This window comes from Streptomyces regalis, assembly GCF_001509475.1.
GTDB classification, from domain to species: Bacteria; Actinomycetota; Actinomycetes; order Streptomycetales; family Streptomycetaceae; genus Streptomyces; species Streptomyces regalis.
The window spans coordinates 67,310-88,455 of sequence record NZ_LLZG01000399.1; the positions used below are offsets into that span (position 1 = coordinate 67,310).

Here is a 21,146-nt window from a genome sequence, read left to right on the forward strand (position 1 = left end):
TCGGATGATGCGCACCGGTACGGAACCGCTGATGCCGGGCGGAGAGAAGGACGAGGCCGCCGGTGTCACGTCCGCTTCCGGTCCGCGTCCGCCGGTGCGGGAACTTCCCGCCGGTGAGGTCTTCACCGCGCTGGACACGTCGCGGCGCGGCCTGTCGGCGGCGCAGGCACGGGCCCGGCTGGAGCGGTACGGGGCCAACGAACTGCCCCGTGCGGGGCGGCGCGCCGTGTGGCGGCAGCTGGGGGCGCAGTTCACGGACCTCTTCGCGGTCGTGCTGATCGTCGCGGCGGGAATCACCTTCCTCGCCTACTGGCTGGAAGAGCCGCGTGACATCGGGACCTTCCAGCTTGCGGTGGCGATCCTCGGCGTCGTGGTGCTGAACGCCGCCATCGGCTTCACCCAGGAGTACTCGGCCGAGCGGACGGCCCAGGCGCTGGCGGCGATGGTGCCCCACACCTGCAGGGTGCTGCGCGGCGGCGAACGGCTGGAGCTGCCGGCCCGGGAGCTGGTGCCGGGCGACGTGATGGTGCTGGAGGCCGGGGACGCGGTGTCGGCGGACGGCCGGGTGATCGAGGCCCACGAACTCGCCGTGAACAACGCGCCGTTGACCGGGGAGAGCAATGCCGTGGGCCGTACGGCCGATCCGGTGGCGGCCGGGCCGGCGCTGGAGGCCCGTAACTGCGTGTTCATGGGGACGGACGTCGTCGCGGGGTCCGGGCGGGCGGTGGTGTTCGCCGCCGGCGTGACCACCGAGTTCGGGCGGATCTACCGGCTGGCCGCGGCCGCCCCGAGGCAGAAGACCCCGCTCCAGCACCAGGTGGCCTCGATGGCGCGGCGGGTGGCGGGGGCGGCCCTGGCGATCGGCGCCCTGATGTTCGCCGTGCGGCTGCCCACGGGGGAGTCCCTGGTGACGCTGTTCGTGTTCGCGCTGGGGGTGATGGTGGCGCTGGTGCCGGAGGGGCTGCCCGCGACGCTCTCGGTGTCCCTGGCGATCGGGGTACGGCGGATGGCGCGCCGCCACGCGCTGATCAAGCAGCTGCTGGCGGTGGAGGCCCTCGGGTCGACCACGGTGGTGTGCACCGACAAGACCGGAACGCTGACGCAGGCGGAGATGACGGTCACCAGCGTGTGGGCGGGCGGTGTCACGCACCCGGTGACCGGTGTGGGGTACGCCCCGAGCGGTGAGGTCGCCGATGCGGCGCCGGTGCGCGAGCTGCTGCGGGTGGCGGGCCTGTGCTGCAACGCACGGCTGGTTCCACCCTCGGGCCCCCGGGAGCACTGGCGGGTGCTCGGTGACACCACCGAGGGGGCCCTGCTCGTCGTCGCCGCGAAGGCCGGTCTCGACGTGGACGCGGAGGAGGCGGCGGCGCCGCGGGTGACGGAGTTCCCCTTCGACTCGGTCCGCAAGCTGATGACCACGGTGCACAAGGGCGGCGCGGGATATCAGGCGTGCGTGAAGGGGGCGCCCGGGGAACTGCTGGCGCGGTGCACCGACGTGGAGTGGGCGGGGCGGCGCGGGCCGCTGACCGATCAGGACCGGGCGGCGGTCGTCGCGGCGGGTGACGCCCTGGCCTCGCAGGGGCTGCGGGTGCTGGCCGTCGCGCGGCGGGAGCTGGACGGGGCCCGCCCCGCGCAGGATGAGGCCGAGTCCGCACTCACGCTGCTGGGCCTGGTCGGCATGCTGGACCCGCCGCGTCCGGAGGTCACCGACGCGGTCGCCGCCTGCCGGCGAGCCGGGATCCGGATCGTGATGGTCACCGGCGACCACCCGCTGACCGGGGAGGCCGTGGCCCGGCGGGTCGGGATCGTACGGCGGCCGGATCCGGTGGTGGTGACGGGCGCCAGGCTCGACGCGATGGACGACGAGGCGCTCGACGCGCTGATCGCCGAGCCGTCGGAGTTGCTGCTGTGCCGGGTCAGTCCGGAGCACAAGATGCGTGTGGTCACCGCCTTCCAGCGGCGCGGCGAGGTGGTGGCGGTCACCGGCGACGGGGCGAACGACGCGCCGGCGCTCAAACACGCCGACATCGGGGTCGCGATGGGGGCGTCCGGGACCGATGTCGCACGGGAGGCAGCCTCGATGGTGCTGCTGGACGACTCGTTCGCCTCCATCGCGGCGGCGGTGCGGCTCGGCAGGTCCGTCTACCAGAACATCCGCAAGTTCCTCGTCTACGTCTTCAGCAGCAACATCGGCGAACTCGGCCCGATCCTGGCAGCGACGTTCGCCGGATTCCCCCTGGTGCCCATCAGCGCCGTGCAGATCCTGGCGATCGACCTGGGCTCGGACGTCATGCCCGCCCTGGCGCTGGGCGCGGAACGGCCTGAGCCGGACGTGATGGACCGCCCGCCGCGCTCCAGGCGTGAACGGCTGTTCTCCCCCGCGGTGGTGGGACGCATCCTGTTCCTGGGCGGCATCCAGGCGCTCGGCGTGTGCGCCGTGTTCTTCTGGCACATTCATTCCTCCGGCATCCCGTTCGACGACTTCACCGAGGACAATCCCGTCTACCGGGAGGCCGTCACGCTGGCCCAGGGCGGGATCGTGCTCAGCCAGTTCTTCGTCTCCCTCGCGGTGCGCACCGACCGCCAGAGCATCCTGAGGGTGGGACTGCTTTCCAATCCGGCCCTGCTGGCGGCCGGCGGCTTCGGAGTCACCCTCATGGCCGCGATCAGCTACCTGCCGCCGCTGCAGGCCGTCTTCAACACCGCCCCGCTCGACGCCACCGACTGGGCGGTCCTGGCCGGGCTCGGCACCCTGCCCCTGCTCGCGGACGAGGCCCGCAAGGCGTGGCTGCGCCGCAGCGCCGACCGCCGGAAAGGAGCCCCACGGTGAAGGTGATCGTCGTCGGCTGCGGACGGGTGGGATCCACCCTCGCCGGTCTGCTCGCTACGGAAGGGCACGACGTGCAGGTGGTGGACCGGAGTCCCAAGGCCGCCCGACTGCTGCCCGACAGCCCCCGCATCCGCTTCCACGAGGGCAACGGCTACAGCCGGGCCGCGCTCCAGACCGCCGGGATCGAACACGCGGACGCGTTCGTCGCCGTCACCTCCGGCGACAACAGCAACATCGTCAGCGCGCGCACGGCGAGGGAGACCTACCGGGTCCCGATCGTCCTCGCCCGCATCTACGATCCCCGGCGCGCCGACATCTACCGCGAGCTCGGCATCCCCACCATCGCCAGCGTCCGCTGGACCGTGCACCAGATCCACCAGATGCTGCTGCACCGCCACCTGACCCCCGAACTCAGCTTCGGCAACGGAGAGACCCTGCTCATCCGCTCCGAAGTGCCCGACTACCTCATCGGGCGGCGGCTGACCGAGTTCGACGTCGACGGCGAGATCCGCGTCGTCGAGGTCACCCGCGCCGGCCGCTCCCTGATCCCCGCGCACAGCACGCCCGCCCAGGCCGGCGACCTGGTCACCTTCGCCGTCGCCGCCACCGCGCTCGGCAGGCTGCGCGGCTTTCTCGACAAGGAGCTGGGGACATGAACGTGCTCATCGCCGGCGCGGGACGGCTCGGCACCCAGATCGCCCAGGTGCTCTCCGCCGCCCGCAACGAGGTCACACTCATCGACATCGACGACGACCGCCTGGCCGAACTTGAGGGCCGCATCCCGGTGCAGCTGGTCGCCGGGGACGCCTGCGAACCGGCCCTCCTGGAACACGCCGGTGCGCTGACCGCCGACCTCGTCATCGCCACCACCGGGGACGACGAGGACAACCTCGTCATCAGCCTGCTTGCCAAACGGCAGTTCTCGGTGCCCCGCGTGGCCGCCCGGGTCAACGACGCCGACAACGCCTGGCTGTTCGACGGGCGGTGGGGTGTGGACGTCGCCGTCCCCGCCGCCACACCGCTGATCTCCCTCATCGAGGAGGCCACCGGGGCCACCGACACGGTCGCGCTGCTGCGGCTCAGCAAGGCCGGCGTCGACGTCATCGAAACGGCCATCACACCGCAGTCCAGGGCAGTGGGCCGAGCTTTGGGCGACATCCGACTGCCCGAAGGAACGGTCGTCGCCACCATCGTCCGCGACGGGCAACCGACCGTGCCGGATCCGGCGATCCCGCTCCGGGCCGGCGACGAACTCCTCCTCGTCTCGCACACCGCGACCGAGCAGGAGATCCATGCGGCGTTCCAGTGAACCGCCCTCCCCGGATGCGGAATCCCCGGAGATCCGGCGCCGGGCCCCGCGATCGTCTCCTTCAGCGACGCTCTCCCGCTCCCCGTACCACCGCGACCGGGCAGTGCGCGTGGTGCAGCAGGGCCTGGCTGACCGAGCCCAGAAGCAGTCCGGCGAAACCGCCGCGCCCCCGCGCACCGACCACCACCAACTGAGCGGACCGACTTGCGTCGATCAGTGCCTCCCGCGTCCCGCCGTGCACCACTCTGTGTTCCACAGCCACACCCGGGAAGCGCTCCTGACGGCCGGCGAGCGCCTCGTGCAGCAGCCGCTCTTCCCCCTTGGCCAGCGCTCCTGGAGGGTTCGCGTACGGCATCGACGCATCCTGCGGTGCGGGCATCGGAGCATTCCACGTGGTCCAGGCGTGCAGAGCCACCAACGGCGCATTCCGCAGGGCGGCCTCGGCGAAGGCGAAATCAACGGCGTTCTGCCCTGCGGCCGAGCCGTCGACGCCCAGCACGACCGGGCCGTCGTCGCGAGGCAGCTCACGCACCACCAGAACCGGACACCGGCCGTGCGTCGCCAGATGGACCGCCGTCGACCCCACCAGCAGCCCGACAAACCCGCCCATACCCCGGGAACCGACCACCACGAGTTCCGCGGCACGCGACTGCGCCTCCAGCACCGTCAACGGCTCACCGGTGACCACGACGTGACTGACCTCGACCTCCCGCGCTCCCGCCCGCGCCCGCTCGAGCGCCTCGGCCACCAGGCCATCGACCATGTTCTGCAGCCCACCCTGCGGAGGTCCCAGCGGCGACGGCCCCATGGGCACATGCGTCGCGGGCCAGACAAAAGCATGAACCACCCGCAGCCCCGCCCCGCGCAACCGCGCCTCCCGCGCGGCCACCTCCACCGCGGCAAGACTCGACGCCGAACCGTCCACGCCCACGATCACGAGACCACTCACCATGCCTCCCTCATAGCCGCCACCTCTTACCTCCAGCTTCACCCTGTCCACGCACCACTGCCGAGGGGATCAGGGGCCCGGGGATGACCCTGATCCCCGGATGGGGTGGCGAAGGCCCGGGCGCCTGCATCTTTCTGGGGGCGCGGTCACTGCCGGGCAGCCCAGCGCCGCCGGACGCTGTCCTCGTGCTCGGCCTGCTCCAGCGCCAGGCCGGCCCGGTCGAGAGCCTCCAGCAGGCGAGGAATCCAGTGGCGCCGCAGGGCCCGGACCCGGTGCCGGGTGCCGATGACCTCCGCGCCCACGAGCTCGGCGGCGGCGTGGGCGGCCGCGTACTCGGCGGCGGCACGCACGGCCCGGCCGTAGGCAGCCTCGGCATGCACGAGCGCCGTGTTGGAGGGAGCGGCGGCGGTGGGTGGGCGGGCGGGTACGGATATGTCGGCCCCCGCCGGGTGGCGTACCCCCATGGAGGTGGTCCAGTGCACCGTGACCTCGGCAGGGCCGATGCCCGCGGCGGCTCCGTCGAGGGCCTGTTCGCCGCCCAGGAGCAGTCCGCGCAGCAGCCAGGTCTCGGCCTCGGGCAGCAGGTGCCGCCATGCGCGCGCGGCTGCCTCCTCCGCCCGCAGCAGGCGCTGGTGCTCGGAGCGGAGGATGCGGAGCTTCTGCTCGAGCAGGTCGGCTCCGCGCTCGGCGACATCGAGGCTGTGCCGCAGACGCAGGCGTCCTGCGCGACCTGGCGGTGTGTGGCGGGTGCCGGCCATCAGGACGACACCTCCTTGTCCGGGGTGTCCTTTGCCCCGTGGGCGTCGAGGAGGTGGGCGGGGAGCATGGAGAGCTGGCTGCGGGGCAGGGTGAGCAGGGCCCGCCAGCCGCGTTCCAGTGAGGTGTCGAGGTCGCGCGGTTCGTCGCTCCGTTGGTCGGCGAAGTCCCGCAGGAACGCGTCCTCGTAGTCCAGGTAGCGGCGGTCGGTGGGGCTCAGTGCCGCCTGGCCGACCAGGTCCGCGAGGTCGCGGACCTGCCGGGCCCTGGCCAGGGCGGCGAGCAGCTGGGCCGCGACGTCGAGGTGGTCGTCGCGCGTACGGCCGGGGCCCGCGCCCTTGCGCATCAGCCGGGACAGCGAGGACAGGGCGTCCAGCGGCGGGTACACGCCCCGCGCGTGTGTCTCGGCCGAGAGCACGATCTGGCCCTCGGTGATGTAGCCGGTCAGGTCCGGTACGGGGTGGGTGATGTCGCCCGCGGGCATGGTGAGCACCGGGAGCACGGTGACCGAGCCGGGACGGCCCCGGATGCGTCCGCAGCGTTCGTACAGGGAGGCCAGGTCGCTGTAGAGGTAGCCGGGGTAGGCGCGGCGGGCGGGGATCTCCCCGCGGGCGGCGGAGACCTCGCGCAGGGCTTCGGCGTACGTCGTCATGTCTGTCATCACCACGAGGACGTGCCGTGCCTCGGTGAAGGCGAGGTGCTCGGCGACGGTGAGCGCGATGCGCGGGGTGAGGATCCGCTCGATCACCGGGTCGTCGGCGGTGTTCAGCAGCAGGACCAGTTCCCCGGCCGCGGATCGTTCCTCCAGGGCGTCGCGCACGAAGGAGGCGTCGGCGTGGGTGAGTCCCATGCCCGCGAAGACGACGCTGAACGGCTCTCCGGCGGCGGTGGCCTGGGCAGCGATCTGGGCGGCCAGTTCCAGGTGCGGCAGCCCGGCCACGGAGAACACCGGCAGCTTCTGCCCGCGCACCAGGGTCGTCAGGGCGTCGACGGCCCCGACCCCGGTGAGCACCGGCTCGGACGGCGGCTCGCGCCGCACCGGGTTAATGGGGGCGCCGCCCACCTCTGCGGTGTCGGAGCCGAAGACGGGCGGGCCGCCGTCGAGGGGCCCGCCCCGGCCGTTGCAGACCCGGCCGAGCCAGTCCGTCCCGACCGGGACGCGCAGCGGGCTGCCCGAGAAGGCTGCCCAGACGCCCTCCGGATCCATGCCCGCAGTGCCCTCCAGCACCTGGACCACCGCCAGGTCCCGGTCGGCGTCCAGGACCACTCCGTGCCGCCGTTCGCCCGAGGCGAGCGTGATGCGCACGTACTCGTCCCAGCCAATCCCGGCCACGCCCTCGACGACCACGAGCGGCCCGCGCAGTTCGCGCACCTTCGTGTACTCGATCTCGTCGGACGGGCTCATGGCCACATCTCTCCCAGCCGGGCGAGCATCGCGTCCCGCCGCGTCGCCACCCCGGCGGCGTCGTGCGGGCCGGTGTCCTCGCGGGCCCGCAGCACCGGACCGAAGTCGATCTCCTCGACCGAGGCCGCCGGGATGCCGGAGTCCACCAGCTCGCGGCACCGGTCGGCGACCGTGAGGACGGCGTCGGCCAGGGCGGCCGTCTTCTCCGGGCCGCAGTACGCGTCCCGCTCCGACAGGGCGCTCTGCTGCAGCACGCCCTCGCGGACCAGCCTCCCCGCGAGCACGCTGATGCGTTCGCGCGCGGGCAGGGCGGCGATGCCGATCAGGTCCACCAGATCGGCCAGCCGGTCAGCTTCCGCCAGCACCGCTCCCACCCGGTCGCGGCGTCGGGCCCACACCGGATCACCCGCCGTGCGGTGCCCGGCGGCCAGGACCGGCACGTCCCGGGAGAAGGATCCGGCCCAGGAGAGGGCCGGGTAGTGGCGGGCGTAGGCGAGGTCGCGGTCGAGGGTCCACAGGCAGCGGACGAAGCGTTCGGTGTGCGCGGTCACCGGTTCGGCCATGTCCCCGCCGGGCGGGGACACCGCGCCGATCACGGTCACCGATCCCCGGTCGCCGCCGAGGGTGGTCACGGCGGCAGCCCGCTCGTAGAAAGCGGCGATGGCGGACGCCAGTCCGGCCGGGTAGCCCTCCTCGGCGGGTAGATCGCCGGTACGGGAGGCGAACTCGCGCAGCGCCTCGGCCCACCGGGAGGTCGAGTCGGCGATGACGACCACGTCCAGGCCCATGTCCCGGAAGTACTCGGCGACCGTCACTCCCGTGTAGACGCTCGCCTCACGCGCCATCATCGGCATGTTGGAGGTGTTGGCGATCGTCACGGTGCGGTCTGTGAGGCGTCCGCCCGTGCGCGGGTCCTTCAGCTCCGCCAGTTCGGTGATGACGTCGGCCATCTCGTTGCCGCGTTCCCCGCAGCCGACGTAGACGATGACGTCCGCGTCGCACCACTTGGCGATCTGCTGCAGCAGCACCGTCTTGCCGGTGCCGAACCCGCCCGGAACCGCCACGGTGCTGCCCCGGGCCACGGGGAAGAGCAGGTCGATCACCCGTTGGCCGGTGTTCAGGGCGTCGTGGCTGTCGACGCGCTCCCGCACGGGGCGGGGGCGGCGCACCGGCCACAGGGCGCCGACTGGCACCTCGGTGCCGCCCACCACAGCCACCACGGTGTCCAGCGGGCGGTCCCCGGCGGTGGCGATCTCATCGACTGTGCCCCCGCAGCCGGGCGGCACGAGGACCTTCACCTGCACCGGCCCCGCGTCACGGATCTCCGCGAGCGCCTGCCCCTCGGCCACCTGCTCGCCCTCCGTCACCAAGGGGGAGAAGGACCAGGTGCGTTCTCCTGCCGAACCCCGGTGCGCGCCCGGCAGCAGCCATTCGCCGGCACCGGACAGGGGGCGCAGCAGGCCGTCGAAGATCCCGCCGAGCAGTTCGGGACCGAGCCGCACCGACAGCGGACGGCCCTGGGGCAGTGCCGTCTGCCCCGGAGCGAGCCCGCCGGTGTACTCGTACGCCTGGACGGTGACCACGTCACCGCTGATGGCCACCACCTCGCCGGGCAGCCCGGCCGGGCCGATCGAGACCAGGTCGTACATGGCGATGCCGCCCGTGTACTCCATCTCGACCAGCGGTCCGGTGACGCGCAGGATCCGGGAGACCGGCGGCCGGGCGGCAGGCTGCGGATGTGTCCCAGCGGCTTCCGTCACGGCTCCCATAGGCTCCGCACCTCCGCTCCCATCCGGTCCAGCGCTCGGTCGGCCAGCGCGGTCAGCGAGAGGTCGACCCGCCTGCCCGGCGCCCGGGCCACCACGCCCCCGTCGGTGTGCTCGCTCACCTCGGCGCCGGGCCCCAGCAGGAGGCGGGCCCGGCGTTCCAGCCGCTCCCTGACGGCCGCGTATCGGTCGGTTCCGCGCACCCCTCCGACTCGCTTGGCGGCCTCACGGCGCAACTCCTCGTACGTCTCCCGGCGCGCGGCGAGCGTGTGGGACCTGGCGTGCCGCCGGGCCTGGACGAGGAGGTCGCGAGCGGCGTCCGCGCCATCGGCCTCGCCCTGGCGCCGGGCCTCGCCGACGACCGCCCGGGCCTCGGCGCGGGCCTGGTGGACCAGTTGGGCGGCCTCGCGCTCGGCGCGGGCCAGGGTCGCTTCCGCGTCGGCATGAGCCGCTCGCAGCAGTTCCGTCCGGACCGGTGAGAGCGCGTCGTCCGTCGTCTGGAAGTCGGGGGCCGGAGTCTTCATGGCGGCATCACAGCGATCAGCGGGCGGCGGCCTCCGGTCGACGAGTAGTCCGGCTCCAGCGCATCCGCCGCGGCTGGGGTGAGGATCACCAGGTCGATGCCGTCCGGCAGGCTCCGCCAGACCCGGCGTACGGCCTCGGGGCCGTCGGCGACGAGAACGACGGCCCCGGCCAGGGCCAGGCCGGCCACACGGGACCGCTCTCCGAGGGCGGCGACGCGGCCCATGGTCATGCCTTCCCGATGAGGATGACCGCGACGACCAGCCCGTAGATGGCGATGCCCTCGGCCAGACCGACGATGACCATGGCCCGGCCGAAGAGCTCGGGCCGTTCGCTCAGCGCCGCGAGGGCCGCCGCACCGGTGTAGGCGACGGCGATGCCCGCCCCGATCGTCGCCCCGGCCACCGCGATCGCGGCGCCGATCAGAGCGGCGGATCCGGAGCCGGCATCCTGTGCCGTCGTGGTCGCGGCCTGCGCGGATCCTGCGCCGAGCGCCAGGGTCAGCACCACTGTGGCCGCCACCAGCAGCACGGCGTCGGCTGCGACCATCCACCACAGGGCCGTCCGGCCGGAGCGCCGCAGCACAAGGCGTACGGCGACGAATCCCGCCACGATGACGGGCAGGGCCAAGAACCAGGTGATCACGATTACTCCTCCCTTGCCGGGCCATTTGGGACGGCCTGCGCCGCTACCGCCGGCCCTGCGACGGCGGGCGACCCCGGGATGTGCTCCACGGGCAGGTGCCAGGGCCGGAAGGGGCGGCCCTCGCCCTCGAAGAGCCGGGAGAACAGTTCGTAGAACTCCAGCCGCAGCGCCTGGACCCCGGCCACCAGCGCCTCCAGCGCGAAGGCCAGGGCATTGCCGAGCAGGAAGACGAGCACCGCTGCGACGACGCCCACGGGGCCCCGTCCCGTCAGTGCCGTCGTGCCGTCCCAGACGATCGAGCCGAGTGCCGCGTGGGTGAGCCCGAAGGCCGCGAGTCGCGCGAAGGAGACGACGTTGGAGCCGATCCGGACCACCGCGTCGAACAGTTGGATGCCGGTCTGCACGGCTCCGCCAGGGCCGCCCGCCGTCGTCGCGTAAAGCCCCGTCCCGGCCAGCGCCAGCCCTCCGGCCGCGATCACGGCACCGACAACCCCGTAAGCCGCCTGGCCGAGCCACACGTAGCCGGCAACGGCGGCGAGGCCGAGGTAGAGCGTCGCCCCGGCGATCCCGGTCGTCGCGTAAAGGGCTGCCGCCGGTCCGCCTTCCCGCCACCGGTTGACGATCCCCGCGGCGTAGGCGACGGCGAGCAGCACGGCGCCGAGCTCGACGGCGGCGGCCAGCAGCCGCATGGGCTCCTCCAGGGGTTCCAGCCACAGCACGGGCAGCACCCCGGTCGGGCCGAAGAACTCGCCGTACGCCACCCCGGCCAGCGTGGCGGCCAGCCCGGCCCCCGCGACGAAGGGCCACAGCCGACGTAGTGCCGCCACTCGGCGCGGCCGTCCCGCCCGCAGCAGCAGGGCGAGGGCGACCAGCAGCAGTCCGTGCCCGGCATCGCCGAACATCAGGCCGAACATCATCACGTAGACGATCCCGGCCGGCATGGTGGGGTCGAGGTCGGCGTAGGGCACGGTTCCGTACGTAGTGACCAGCGGCGTGAAGGAGCGGCGCACGGTCCTCGCCGCGTGCGCCGGGGGCGCCGTGCCCGCTCCGGTCAGCAAGGTCGGAGGGTCGACGCCGCGTGGGGTCCGCAGCGGCACCAGTGCGCCCCCGGCTGCGGCGATGCGCGCCGCCGTGGTGCCCACCTCCGCCTCGGGGCACCAGCCGGCCAGCGCCGCGGCCGCGCCGTGCCGGACCGCGCTGCCGAGCCGTTCCTCCAACTGCGCCTCGCCCGCCAGCAGGTCCGTCCGGCACTCGCGCTCCAGGGCGTCCAGGTCGGGGGGAGCCTCGCTGAGAACCGGTTGCGCCGGCTCGGTGCGCAGCCGCTGCAGGCGCGTCGCAGCGGGCCCGCGGACGTCCGGCCCGCCGTCCCCGGCCAGGTCGATCTCCACGCAGCCCGCCTCGGCGATCCGCACCAGGCCCTCCCGCAGCGCCTTCTCGGGGGCCACGATGGCCACCCTGCGCATCCGGACCGGGAGCGCCGCCTCAGCTCGGGGCATCGAACACCTCCGCGGGCCAGTTGCCGGGGCCGCCGCCCCGGGCGGCCAGCTCCAGCGCGCCGCGGGTCCGCCACGCGTCGGCGGACAGCAGTGCCACGGCCCCCACCACCGGCTGCGGCCCGAAGTGGGACCGGCGCAGCAGTTCCCGGCCGTCCCGCTCGACCGCGTCCCACCACCGCGCCTCGGCCCGCCACAGGTCCGCCGCCTCGTCGACGTCCTCCAGCAGCCACCGCGCCGTGGCCGGCAGAGCCTGCCGGAAATCGGCGTAAGACCCCGCCCCCACCGCCCGCGGACCGAGCAGGCGGGCCACCCGACGGGCGGACACGTCCGGCAACCGGCGACCGACGACGAACACCTCACGGCCGAACAGCAGGGCGAGCCGGGCCGCCGCCCAGCGCGTCGCGTCGGGAACGGTGGTCGCGAGCCGTAGGGCAGCGGAGACCCGCATACCGGTGGCGACGGCGGCGGGGGAGTCGCCCCCCGGGTCGCCCCAGACGGAGGCCGCCAGCGCGGTACGCAGCTCGGACGGCGTACGGGTGCGGGCGAGCCGCGTCCAGGCGATCGCCAGCGCACCTAGGTGATAGGGCGGGGGCGGGAGGCGTTCCGGGTCCGGCTGCCGCGGGTCGGCCTCGAGAGCCCTCAGATGGTGTTCGGTGTTGGAGATCTCGAACCCGGCGGCGAGCGCCCGGACGGCGCCCGCGCCGGTGGCCGGTTGCCAGCCTGCGAGGACGCGCAGATGCCACAGCAGTGTCGCCGAGACCGCGCGCTGGGCCTCGGTCGGCGTGGTGCCCGGGGTGACGTCGTGCCGGTACGGCGTGGCCGCCAGGTAGCGCAGGGCGTCATCGAGGGTGCGGGACGCGGCCACCTCCCTGATGCCTTCGGCGCCCAGGCACCGGGTCCGCAGAGCCCGTGCCCGGGTTACGCCGGCCACCCATCCGGCGCCCATCAGGGACCACCCTCCTGCGGCCTGTTCCTGCCCGGAGCCCGGTGTTCCATCGGCGGCGAGGGTGATGCCTGCCCCGCCTCGAGATCCTCCAGCACCAGCGCGAGAACGCGGTCAGCGAGTACGGGCGTCCGGCTCCTGGCGCGATCGCGTACGGCGACTGCCGCGCGTTCTGCCTCGGCGAGCAGTGCCGCCGCCTCCCCCTCGGCCGCACGCCGCACCTGCTCGGCGGCGTGCGCCCGCACGTGGCGGGCCTCTTCATGCGCCGCGGCCACGGTCGCCTCGGCCTGCCGTTCGGCCTTGTCCCGGAGTGATGAGGCGTCGGCGTCGGCCTGCTCTCGTATGGTCCGCGCTTCCGCCTCCGTCTGATCGAGCAGAGCCAGGGGCGGCGTGAGTTCCGCACGGAGTTCGGCGGAGCGGTCCGCGGGGACACCGCTCGGTGCGGCCCGGCCGGGCGATGCCGCCGGCCGGAACCGTGTCAGAAAGTCCCGGAAACCCGTCACGAACTCTCCTCCAGGTGGCCCAAGCCCCACTTCCCAGTCTCCTTGGTAGGCGATGGCATGTCGTGCCGCGCTGGGCCACCTGTCCCTCGGGCAGGGCCGTTCGGCCCGCAGGCCGCACCCGCAGATCGATGCCAGACTGACCGCGTAACAGGTGGACCGCGTCCCCGGGAGACAGCCGTGAGCCACTCCGACCACAGCCCCGCGGAGAAGGAAGCCCGCCGCGCCACGCCGGGCCGCCCCTGGACACCCAAGGAAGAACCGCGTCAGGACGCGCTGAGCCGCTACCTCGGAGCGGTCGCCGCCGCCGCGTCCGCGAGGAGTACCGAGGAGCCCGAGCCCGCTCCCGGCACGGCGAAGTCCCAACCGCCGCCCGCCACTTCCGCACACGAGCCCTCCGCCGGGGAACCAGCCACCCTCCACGTACGGGACGTCATGCAGGTTCCGGCGATCTCCGTCCCCGGCGACATGCCGTTCCTGGACGTGGCCCACACACTCGCCCGCGAGAAGCTGAGCGCCGTACCGGTCGTCGACGCCGGCGACCACGTGATCGGCGTCGTCTCGGAGTCGGATCTGCTGGCCAAGGCCGCCGTCATGGCGGAACCGCACCGGCACGGACCTGTCGGCAGGCTGTGGCAGCACCGCCTGTACGAGAAGAGCCACGGCGACACGGCGGCCACATTGATGACCTTTCCGCCCGTCACCGTCCACCCGGCGCAACGCGTGGCGGAGGCCGCGTGGACCGCCGCCCACGCACGGTTGAAGCGGCTCCCCGTGACCGACTATCGCGGCCGGCTCGTCGGCGTGGTGAGCCGACGCGACCTGCTGCGGGCCCTGATCCGTGACGACGCCGAGATCCGGGGCGAGGTCGAATCGCTGATCCGTCAGCACCTGCTGGACCCGCGCGCTGCCGAGGTCACCGTGGAGAACGGCGTGGTGACCATGACGGGGAGACTGGACAAGGCTGTTGTCCCCGAACTGCTCGCATCGGTGCGGGACATCAACGACGTGGTCGGTGTCGTCGACGACATCGAACCGGTCTGAGCCGTCATCGCCCACGAGGCTCACGTCACTGCGCGGGCGACGAGGAAGTCGGCGCTGGCGGCCAGTGAGGTGAGCCGGGGCGTGTCCTCGTCCTCGATGCGGACGCCCGACAGCTCGCTGAGGACCTCGACGAAACTCAGGAAGTCCAGCGAGTCCATCTCGAGCACGTCGCGGAACGCGTCGTCGAGCCCCAGAGCGGCGATGTCGGCGTCGGGGATGACGCGCGAGATCGACTCCCTGACCATGTCCAGCGCGTCGGTTCGGTTCATGTTCACAGCTGCTCCGGGTTCTGCAGGAGGCGGGCGACCGCCGTGAGGTAGCGGGCGCCGACGGCACCGTCAGTCGCCCGGTGGTCGGCGGAAAGGGTCGCCGTGACCACGGGGCGCACGCCCAGCAGGCCGTCGACGGCGCACGGCCGGTCGACCACCCGCCCGAAGCCGACCAGGGCCACCTGGGGCGGGTAGATCACTCCGAAGACGGTCTCCACACCCTGCTCGCCGAGGTTGGTGACCGTGATCGTGGCGTCGGACACCTCGGAACCGCGGAGCCTTCCCGTACGGGCCCGGGTGACCAGGTCCTTCAGGGCGGCCATCAGCTGCGGGAGTGCCAGGGTGTCGGCGTGGCGCATTGCGGGGGCCACGAGCCCTCCGCCGCGCAGGGACACGGCCACGCCGAGGTGGACGCCCTCGCCTGCCGAGAAGTGGTCATCGGTCCAGAAGCCGTTGAGTTCGGGGACCTCGCGGGCCGCCAGGGCCGCCGCCTTGATCAGCAGGGCCACGGGGAGCAGCCGTTCACCGACCGGGCTTTGCCGGTTGTGCTCGTGCAGCCAGTTCATCGCGGCGGCCATGTCCACGGTCGTGGACAGGTAGTAGTGGGGGATGTCCCGGTTGGCGCGGCTCATCAGGCCCGCGATCGCCTGGCGCATGGCCGCCGCCCGGTCCTCGGACGGACGTGCGGCAGAAGGCCGTGCAACCGAAGGACGGACCGGAGTGGCGGGCGCGGGCGAGGCAGGGGCCGCAGGGCCGGGGGCTGCCCGGCGCACGTCCGCGGCACGGACGGCCGACTCCTTGCCCGTTCCCCTCACTGTGGTCAGATCGACGCCCAGTTCGGCGGCAAGCCGCCGGGCGAGCGGCGTGGCCCGCACGCGCGGTGGCCCAGGCGCGGCTCGGGCAGCCGCCGCTTCCTGGACATCGGCCCGGGTGACACGCCCTCCGGGCCCGGATCCGTGCAGCGTCTCCAGGGCGACGCCACTCTGTTCCGCGAAGTGCCGGACCAATGGGCCCGCCTCGATGTGGGCGCGCTGCCGAGCGGCGGACGGTACCGGCGGCACCGGGACCGGGGCGGTCTCGGGCGGGGCGGCGGGCTTGGCGGGCGCGGTGGGCTTGCCCTTCTTCGGTACGTGACGGACCGGTCGTCGCTCCTCGGCCTTCTCGGCCGTCGGCCCGATCAGCGCGAGCGGTGTGCCCACCGGCACCGTCGTGCCGGGCGCGACGAGCAACTCCGTCAGGGTTCCGGTCTCGAAGCACTCCACCTCGATGGTCGACTTCGCGGTTTCGACGACCGCGACGGGATCGCCCTTGTGGACGAGGTCTCCTGGGCCCACCAGCCATTCCAGGAGCGTGCCCTCGTCCATGTCGGCGCCGAGGGACGGCATGGTGAACTCGGCCACGTCAGTCCACCGCCCGGTGGGCGGCCGCGACGATGTCGGCGGTCTGCGGCAGGGCGGCCTCCTCCAGCCGCCGCGCGTACGGCATGGGCACCTCCGCGCTGCACACCCGCTCGACGGGCGCGTCCAGTTCGTAGAACGACCCTTCGGCGATGCGGGCGGACACCTCGGCGGCGAGACTGCCGGTGCGCCAGCCCTCATCGATGATCACGACGCGGTGTGTGCGGGCCACGGAGGCGGTGATGGCCGCGTCGTCGAGAGGCCGGAGCGTGCGCAGGTCGATCACTTCGGCGCTGATGTCCTCGGCTGCCAGCTCGTCCGCCGCCGCGAGCGTCTTGGTCAGCGAACCGCCGTACGTGATCAGGGAGATGTCGGTGCCCGGCCTGCGGATCGCGGCGTGGTCCAGGTCCACGGGGGCCGTGGGCGGGGCGAGTTCGCCGGAGGCGTTGTAGAGGCTGCCGTGCTCGAAGATCAGTACGGGGTCGGGGTCGGCGAGCGCCGGGGCCAGCATGTGGCGTGCGTCCTCGATGGTCGCCGGGGCGAGGACGCGGATACCGGGGATGTGCGCGTACCAGCCCTCCAGGCTGTGGGAGTGCTGCGCGGCGAGCTGCCGTCCGGCGCCCGTGGTCATGCGGATGACCAGTGGCACCGGCAGCTGGCCGCCCGACATGTGCAGCAGAGTGGCGGCGTTGTTGAGGATCTGGTCCAGGGCGAGCAGGCTGAAGTTGACGGTCATGATCTCGACGACGGGCCGCATCCCGGCCAGGGCGGCGCCGATGCCGGCGCCCACGAACGCGGACTCTGACAGCGGGGTGTCGCGGACGCGTTCGGGGCCGAACTCCTCCAGCAGGCCGAGGCTTACGCCGAAGCATCCGCCGTAGCGGCCTACGTCCTCGCCCATGAGGAAGACACGGTCGTCGGAGCGCAGGGCCTCCCGCAGCGCCTCGCGCATGGCCTCCCGGTAGGTCGTCTTCGACACTTCCGTTCCGCTGGCGCCCATGGTCAACTCACCGCCTCCGCCGGGGAACTGGTGACGTGGCGGAGCAGGTTCTCGACCGGTTCCTCGGGTGCCTGTTCGGCTGCTGCGACGGCGTGATCGATCTCGTCGGTGATCCGCTGCTCGATCCGGGCGAGCTCCTTCTCGACCGGCTCACCGTTCTCGCGCATGCGGTCCGTGAGCCGGTTGATCGGGTCGCGGACCTTCCACTGCTCGATCTCGGCCTTGTCGCGGTAGCGGTCCGGGTCGTACATGGAGTGGGCGCGGAAGCGGTAGGTGCGCAGCTCCAGGAAGTGCGGCCCGGTGCCGGCCCGGATGCCCTCGACGGCCCGGCGGGCGGCCTGCTCGACGGCTTCGACGTCCATGCCGTCCACGGCCCAGGCGGGCATGCCGTAGGAGGCGGCGCGCATCGCCAGGTCGGTCTGCGCGTGCTCCCGGGCGAGCGCGGTGCCCATGGCGTAGAGGTTGTTCTCGCAGACGAGCAGCAGCGGCAGACCCCACAGGGCGGCGAGGTTCGCCGTCTCGTGGAACTCGCCCTCGGCGAAGGCCCCGTCGCCGAAGAAGCAGCACGTCACACGGGGCTGTGCGCGCATCCGGTCGGCGAGTGCGAGCCCCGCGGCCAGCGGGAGCCCACCGGCGACGATCGCGCTGCCGCCGTAGAAGCGGCGGCTCGCGTCGAACAGGTGCATGGAGCCGCCGTGTCCACCGCTGCAGCCGGTCGCCTTGCCGTACATCTCGGCCATGACCGACTCGGCGGGGATGCCCCGGGCCAGCGCGTGGCCGTGTTCGCGGTAGGTGGAGACGACCGCATCTTCGGGTGTCAGTGCCTCATTGATGCCGACGGCGACGGCCTCCTCACCGATGTAGAGGTGGACGAAGCCGCGGATCTTCGTGGCGCTGTAGAGCTCCACGCAGCGTTCCTCGAAGCGCCGGATGCGCAGCATCGCCTCCAGCAGGTCCGTCCGGTGTCCGGTGCTCGGCTGCCGGGCCGGCGATTCGGTGCTCGCGCTCGGCTTGCTCGTCGCGGTCTTCTTGCCCGACTTCGGGCGCGCCGGGTCCTTCCGCGTGCGGCTGGAACGGGCCACGCTCATGCGGATCCCTCCAACGTCGACAAGTCACCCATCGGCAAGCCGAGTTCACGCGCACGCAACAGACGGCGCATGACCTTCCCACTGCGGGTCTTGGGCAGGTTCTGATCGAACGCGATCTCCCGCGGCGCGACCGCGGGGCCCAGCTTGCGGCGCCCGAAGGCCAGCAACTCCCGCTCCAGTTCCGGGGTCGGCTCGACACCGGGCCGCAGCGACACGAATGCCTTGACCACGTTCCCGGCGACCGGGTCCGGCCGTCCGATCGCCCCGGCCTCGGCCACCGACGGGTGCTCCATCAGCGCGCTCTCCACCTCGAACGGGCCGATGAGGTGCCCGGCCGACTTGATGACGTCGTCGGCGCGCCCCACGAACCAGTACCAGCCGTCCGCGTCCCGGCGGACCAGGTCACCGGTCAGGTACCAGCCGCCGGCGAACGCGGCGTCGTAGCGCTCCTTGTCATGCAGATAGCCGCGGAACATCGAGGGCCAGCCCGGCCGCAGCGCCAACTCGCCTTCAACATCCGGGCTTTGCACCTCGGTGACCCTGCCGTCGATGACGAGCGCACGGCCGTCCTCGCCCTGCTTCAGCACGGTCGCCTCGACGCCGGGCAGCGGCCGTCCCATCGAGCCGGGCCGGATCTCGCACGCCGCGATGTTCGCGATCATGATGCAGCCGGTCTCCGTCTGCCACCAGTTGTCGTGCACCGGCAGGCCCAGCACGTCCCGACCCCACACGACGGCCTCCGGGTTGAGGGGTTCGCCGACGGAGGCGATGAAGCGCAGGGCCGACAGGTCGTAGGAGCGCGGCAGGTCGTACGGGCCCTCGCGCGGGGTGGCGCGCATGAGCATCCGCAGGGCCGTGGGGGCCGTGTACCAGACGGTGACCCGCTGTTCGCCGAGGATCCGGTACCAGCGCCGGGCGTCGTAGTCGCCCTCGTCGACGATCACAGTCACGCCGTGGACGAGCGGGGCGATGATGCCGTACGACATGCCGGTGACCCAGCCGGGGTCGGCGGTGCACCAGTACACGTCCTCGGGGTGCAGATCGAGCGCGTACGCGGCGGTGACGTAGTGGGCGACGACGGCCTCGTGGACGTGGACCGCACCCTTGGGGGTGCCGGTGGTACCGCTCGTGAAGTGCAGCAGGGCCATGTCGTCAGGCGAGGTCGGCGGGATGGTGAAGGTGTCCGGGGCGGCGGACATCAGGTCGTCGAAGGACGCGGTACCGGGCAGGTCCTCGGCACCGGGGCCGACGATCAGGACGTGCTTCAGTCCGGGAACCGACGCTCGGCGCTCGGCGACCTTGCGCCGGTACAGGGCCGCGGTGGTGACCAGGACCTTTGCGTCCCCGAGCCGCAGCCGCTGGGCCACCGGGTCGGGGCCGAAGGCCGAGAAGAGCGGGCAGAGCACGCTGGTGTTCTTCAGCGTGCCCAGCACCGTGGTGTAGAGCTCGGGACAGCGGCCGAGGAGGGTGAACACCCGGTCCCCGTGGCCGACGCCGAGCGAGCGCAGCACGTTCGCGAAGCGGGCCGTACCGCGGGCCAGTTCCGCGTAGGTGACGGTCGAGACGGAGTCGTTCCGGGCGACGCATCGCAGCGCGGCCTTGTCCGCGAGGTCGGAGGCGGCGTGCCGGTCGACCGCCTCATGGGCCATGTTGAGCCCGCCGTCGGGCAGTCCGGCCAGTGCGGCGCGCGCCTGTGACCAGGTGAATTCGGAGCGGGTCCGGTCGTAGTCGGTGAGACGGGGTGGGACGACCGGTGCGGTGTCCTTGTGGATCGTTTCCCAGTGCATGGGTGCTCCTCCCGGCACTGCTCCCGATTTCCAGAGTCGCCGAGCCCGGCCCTGGCCGCACTTCGGTCGCAGGAGCGGGAGGACACGGCCCGATGGGACGGGCGGCGGCATGGCTGCCGACGTTGATGGAGACGTGCATGGAGCCGGGGGCCGCCCGCTTCTTGCGGGCCCGAATTGCACGGTGCGCGGTCTCTGACTCCGCTTCGCCGTGTCTCTTTGTGGCCCTCGGCTCAATTCCATGGCACCGCTGCTTGCCGGCGGGGTGTAGGGCCGGACGGCCCGGATCGAGGGGCCGTCCGGCCTGTTCGACCCCTTTCGGTCTGGGCAGTTCACTCGCGGTGCAGTACGACTTTGAGGGCGCCTGTGGTGGCGCCGTGTGAGAACACCTCGTAGGCGTCCTGCATGCGATCGAGGGGGAAGGTGTGGGTGACCAACTGGGAGATGGGCAGGCGTCCGTTCCTCAGCAGCTCCAGGAGCCACGGTGTGGAGGACGTGTCCACCTGGCCGGTGCTGATCGTCACGTTCTTGCGCCACAGGGATTCGAGGTGCAGGGTCGCCGGTTTGCCGTGCGTGCCGATGTTGGCGATGTGTCCTCCTGCGCGGACGGCGCGGGTGCCCAGCACGAAGCCGTCCGGTTCCCCTGACGCCTCGATGACCACATCCGCGCCGGGTCCTTCGGACAGTTCGGCGATGAGCTTTCCCGGCAGTTCGGCAGCGTCGGCACCCACACGGACGGCGGCTTCCAGCCGTGCGGCGGACAGGTCCACGACGATGATCCGGCGAGGCGAGTAGAGCCGCGCGACGACGACCGTGGCGAGACCGACGGGGCCCGCGCCCACCACCACGACGGTGTCTCCCGGGCTCACATGTCCGTTCCGCACTCCGACCTCATACGCAGTGGGGAGGACCTCGGCGAGCAGGATCGCGTCATCGAGCGCCAGGTTCCACGGCCGTCGGTGGGTGGAGAAGTCGGCGAAGGGCACCCGCACGAACTCGGCCTGGGTCCCGTTGATCAGACTCCCCAGGATCCACCCTCCGCCACCGTGGCACTGTCCGTGCATGCCGTCCCGACACGACTGACAGTGGCCGCAGGCCGACACGGACGACACGATCACCTGGTCCCCGGGGCGCAGGTGATGGACCTCGCTGCCGACCTCCATGACCTCGCCGACGGCCTCGTGACCGAGGACCGTCCCCGGCTTCACCTCGGCGAGGTCTCCCCGGAGAATGTGCAGATCACTGCCGCAGATGGTCGCCGCGTCGATCCGTACGACCGCGTCGGTGGCCTCCTCGATCGAGGGATCGGGGGCGGTGTCCCAGGAGGCTTGTGCGGGGCCGTGGTAGACGAGTGCTCGCATGGGTACCCACTCCCTCGCTGCCTTCTCTCCACCGTCACCCGCGACGGACTCCCGGGCAACACGGACCGGCCGCTGCGGTGTC

General features: G+C 72.7%; 20 protein-coding genes. 4 read left to right on the forward strand and 16 right to left on the reverse strand.

Annotated features, from left to right (window positions below; translation table 11 throughout):
• Window positions 1-7: 7 nt before the first annotated feature.
• Genes ADL12_RS42900 through ADL12_RS42910 form a run of 3 tightly spaced genes read left to right on the forward strand, consistent with a single transcriptional unit; the run spans window position 8 to window position 4,139 of the window.
• A complete protein-coding gene (locus tag ADL12_RS42900) occupies window positions 8-2,830 on the forward strand; it encodes a cation-translocating P-type ATPase (protein WP_079052595.1) in 2,823 nt (940 codons plus the stop codon).
• Window positions 2,827-3,486: a potassium channel family protein gene (locus ADL12_RS42905; RefSeq protein ID WP_062713669.1), complete on the forward strand. Its 660-nt coding sequence runs from the start codon at window positions 2,827-2,829 to the stop codon at window positions 3,484-3,486. The genes ADL12_RS42900 and ADL12_RS42905 overlap by 4 nt, the downstream gene beginning before the upstream one ends.
• Window positions 3,483-4,139, forward strand: a complete 657-nt coding sequence (locus ADL12_RS42910) for a potassium channel family protein (RefSeq protein WP_062713671.1) — start codon at window positions 3,483-3,485, stop codon at window positions 4,137-4,139. Before ADL12_RS42905 ends, ADL12_RS42910 begins: the two co-directional genes overlap by 4 nt.
• 61 nt (window positions 4,140-4,200) lie before the next feature.
• On the opposite strand, the gene ADL12_RS42915 is transcribed toward ADL12_RS42910, so the two are convergent.
• The 10 genes from ADL12_RS42915 to ADL12_RS42960 form a co-directional block, all read right to left on the reverse strand.
• Entirely contained in the window at window positions 4,201-5,088 is an 888-nt protein-coding gene (locus ADL12_RS42915) for a universal stress protein (RefSeq protein WP_062713793.1), read from the reverse strand.
• 146 nt (window positions 5,089-5,234) lie between these two features.
• Window positions 5,235-5,846, reverse strand: coding sequence for a V-type ATP synthase subunit D (locus ADL12_RS42920; protein ID WP_208614738.1), 612 nt, complete (start codon window positions 5,844-5,846; stop codon window positions 5,235-5,237).
• Window positions 5,846-7,249, reverse strand: a complete 1,404-nt coding sequence (locus ADL12_RS42925; protein WP_062713673.1) for a V-type ATP synthase subunit B — start codon at window positions 7,247-7,249, stop codon at window positions 5,846-5,848. Before ADL12_RS42925 ends, ADL12_RS42920 begins: the two co-directional genes overlap by 1 nt.
• Complete coding sequence (locus ADL12_RS42930; protein WP_062713675.1) at window positions 7,246-9,018, reverse strand: V-type ATP synthase subunit A; 1,773 nt, start codon at window positions 9,016-9,018, stop codon at window positions 7,246-7,248. Before ADL12_RS42930 ends, ADL12_RS42925 begins: the two co-directional genes overlap by 4 nt.
• Complete coding sequence (locus ADL12_RS42935; protein WP_062713676.1) at window positions 9,006-9,539, reverse strand: V-type ATP synthase subunit E family protein; 534 nt, start codon at window positions 9,537-9,539, stop codon at window positions 9,006-9,008. Before ADL12_RS42935 ends, ADL12_RS42930 begins: the two co-directional genes overlap by 13 nt.
• Window positions 9,536-9,769, reverse strand: a complete 234-nt coding sequence (locus ADL12_RS42940; RefSeq protein ID WP_062713678.1) for a hypothetical protein — start codon at window positions 9,767-9,769, stop codon at window positions 9,536-9,538. The genes ADL12_RS42935 and ADL12_RS42940 overlap by 4 nt, the downstream gene beginning before the upstream one ends.
• Window positions 9,766-10,182, reverse strand: a complete 417-nt coding sequence (locus ADL12_RS42945; RefSeq protein WP_062713680.1) for an ATP synthase subunit C — start codon at window positions 10,180-10,182, stop codon at window positions 9,766-9,768. Before ADL12_RS42945 ends, ADL12_RS42940 begins: the two co-directional genes overlap by 4 nt.
• A gap of 2 nt (window positions 10,183-10,184) precedes the next feature.
• A complete protein-coding gene (locus ADL12_RS42950) occupies window positions 10,185-11,678 on the reverse strand; it encodes a V-type ATPase 116kDa subunit family protein (RefSeq protein ID WP_063806809.1) in 1,494 nt (497 codons plus the stop codon).
• Window positions 11,665-12,624 (reverse strand): V-type ATPase subunit, encoded by a 960-nt coding sequence (locus ADL12_RS42955; RefSeq protein WP_062713687.1) that lies wholly within the window; start codon window positions 12,622-12,624, stop codon window positions 11,665-11,667. The genes ADL12_RS42950 and ADL12_RS42955 overlap by 14 nt, the downstream gene beginning before the upstream one ends.
• A complete protein-coding gene (locus tag ADL12_RS42960) occupies window positions 12,624-13,124 on the reverse strand; it encodes an ATP synthase subunit B family protein (protein WP_062713689.1) in 501 nt (166 codons plus the stop codon). Before ADL12_RS42960 ends, ADL12_RS42955 begins: the two co-directional genes overlap by 1 nt.
• A 177-nt stretch (window positions 13,125-13,301) precedes the next feature.
• On the opposite strand from ADL12_RS42960, the gene ADL12_RS42965 reads away from it, so the two are divergent.
• Window positions 13,302-14,165, forward strand: coding sequence for a CBS domain-containing protein (locus ADL12_RS42965; RefSeq protein WP_062713691.1), 864 nt, complete (start codon window positions 13,302-13,304; stop codon window positions 14,163-14,165).
• A 20-nt stretch (window positions 14,166-14,185) separates the two neighbouring features.
• Here the strand turns inward: ADL12_RS42965 and ADL12_RS42970 are convergent, their stop codons facing one another.
• From ADL12_RS42970 to ADL12_RS42995, 6 genes are all read right to left on the reverse strand, one after another.
• Window positions 14,186-14,434: an acyl carrier protein gene (locus tag ADL12_RS42970; protein WP_062713693.1), complete on the reverse strand. Its 249-nt coding sequence runs from the start codon at window positions 14,432-14,434 to the stop codon at window positions 14,186-14,188.
• Window positions 14,435-14,436: 2 nt separating this feature from the next.
• Complete coding sequence (locus ADL12_RS42975) at window positions 14,437-15,834, reverse strand: dihydrolipoamide acetyltransferase family protein (protein WP_062713694.1); 1,398 nt, start codon at window positions 15,832-15,834, stop codon at window positions 14,437-14,439.
• Between the two features lies 1 nt (window position 15,835).
• A complete protein-coding gene (locus tag ADL12_RS42980) occupies window positions 15,836-16,831 on the reverse strand; it encodes an alpha-ketoacid dehydrogenase subunit beta (RefSeq protein ID WP_062713695.1) in 996 nt (331 codons plus the stop codon).
• A 2-nt stretch (window positions 16,832-16,833) separates the two neighbouring features.
• A complete protein-coding gene (pdhA, locus tag ADL12_RS42985) occupies window positions 16,834-17,919 on the reverse strand; it encodes a pyruvate dehydrogenase (acetyl-transferring) E1 component subunit alpha (RefSeq protein WP_208614739.1) in 1,086 nt (361 codons plus the stop codon).
• A complete protein-coding gene (acsA, locus tag ADL12_RS42990) occupies window positions 17,916-19,706 on the reverse strand; it encodes an acetate--CoA ligase (protein ID WP_062713696.1) in 1,791 nt (596 codons plus the stop codon). The genes pdhA and acsA overlap by 4 nt, the downstream gene beginning before the upstream one ends.
• Before the next feature lie 329 nt (window positions 19,707-20,035).
• Window positions 20,036-21,064 carry an alcohol dehydrogenase catalytic domain-containing protein gene (locus ADL12_RS42995; protein ID WP_062713697.1) on the reverse strand — a complete coding sequence of 343 codons (1,029 nt, stop codon included), beginning with the start codon at window positions 21,062-21,064 and terminating at the stop codon, window positions 20,036-20,038.
• Window positions 21,065-21,146 lie beyond the last annotated feature (82 nt).

Coding starts and splice junctions, on each gene's coding strand:
- ADL12_RS42900 (WP_079052595.1), top strand. CDS start 8: ATGCGCACCGGTACGGAACCGCTGATGCCGGGCGGAGAGAAGGACGAG.
- ADL12_RS42910 (WP_062713671.1), top strand. CDS start 3,483: ATGAACGTGCTCATCGCCGGCGCGGGACGGCTCGGCACCCAGATCGCC.
- ADL12_RS42920 (WP_208614738.1), bottom strand. CDS start 5,846: ATGGCCGGCACCCGCCACACACCGCCAGGTCGCGCAGGACGCCTGCGT.
- ADL12_RS42925 (WP_062713673.1), bottom strand. CDS start 7,249: ATGAGCCCGTCCGACGAGATCGAGTACACGAAGGTGCGCGAACTGCGC.
- ADL12_RS42930 (WP_062713675.1), bottom strand. CDS start 9,018: ATGGGAGCCGTGACGGAAGCCGCTGGGACACATCCGCAGCCTGCCGCC.
- ADL12_RS42935 (WP_062713676.1), bottom strand. CDS start 9,539: ATGAAGACTCCGGCCCCCGACTTCCAGACGACGGACGACGCGCTCTCA.
- ADL12_RS42940 (WP_062713678.1), bottom strand. CDS start 9,769: ATGACCATGGGCCGCGTCGCCGCCCTCGGAGAGCGGTCCCGTGTGGCC.
- ADL12_RS42950 (WP_063806809.1), bottom strand. CDS start 11,678: ATGCCCCGAGCTGAGGCGGCGCTCCCGGTCCGGATGCGCAGGGTGGCC.
- ADL12_RS42955 (WP_062713687.1), bottom strand. CDS start 12,624: ATGGGCGCCGGATGGGTGGCCGGCGTAACCCGGGCACGGGCTCTGCGG.
- ADL12_RS42970 (WP_062713693.1), bottom strand. CDS start 14,434: ATGAACCGAACCGACGCGCTGGACATGGTCAGGGAGTCGATCTCGCGC.
- ADL12_RS42980 (WP_062713695.1), bottom strand. CDS start 16,831: ATGGGCGCCAGCGGAACGGAAGTGTCGAAGACGACCTACCGGGAGGCC.
- pdhA (WP_208614739.1), bottom strand. CDS start 17,919: ATGAGCGTGGCCCGTTCCAGCCGCACGCGGAAGGACCCGGCGCGCCCG.
- acsA (WP_062713696.1), bottom strand. CDS start 19,706: ATGCACTGGGAAACGATCCACAAGGACACCGCACCGGTCGTCCCACCC.
- ADL12_RS42995 (WP_062713697.1), bottom strand. CDS start 21,064: ATGCGAGCACTCGTCTACCACGGCCCCGCACAAGCCTCCTGGGACACC.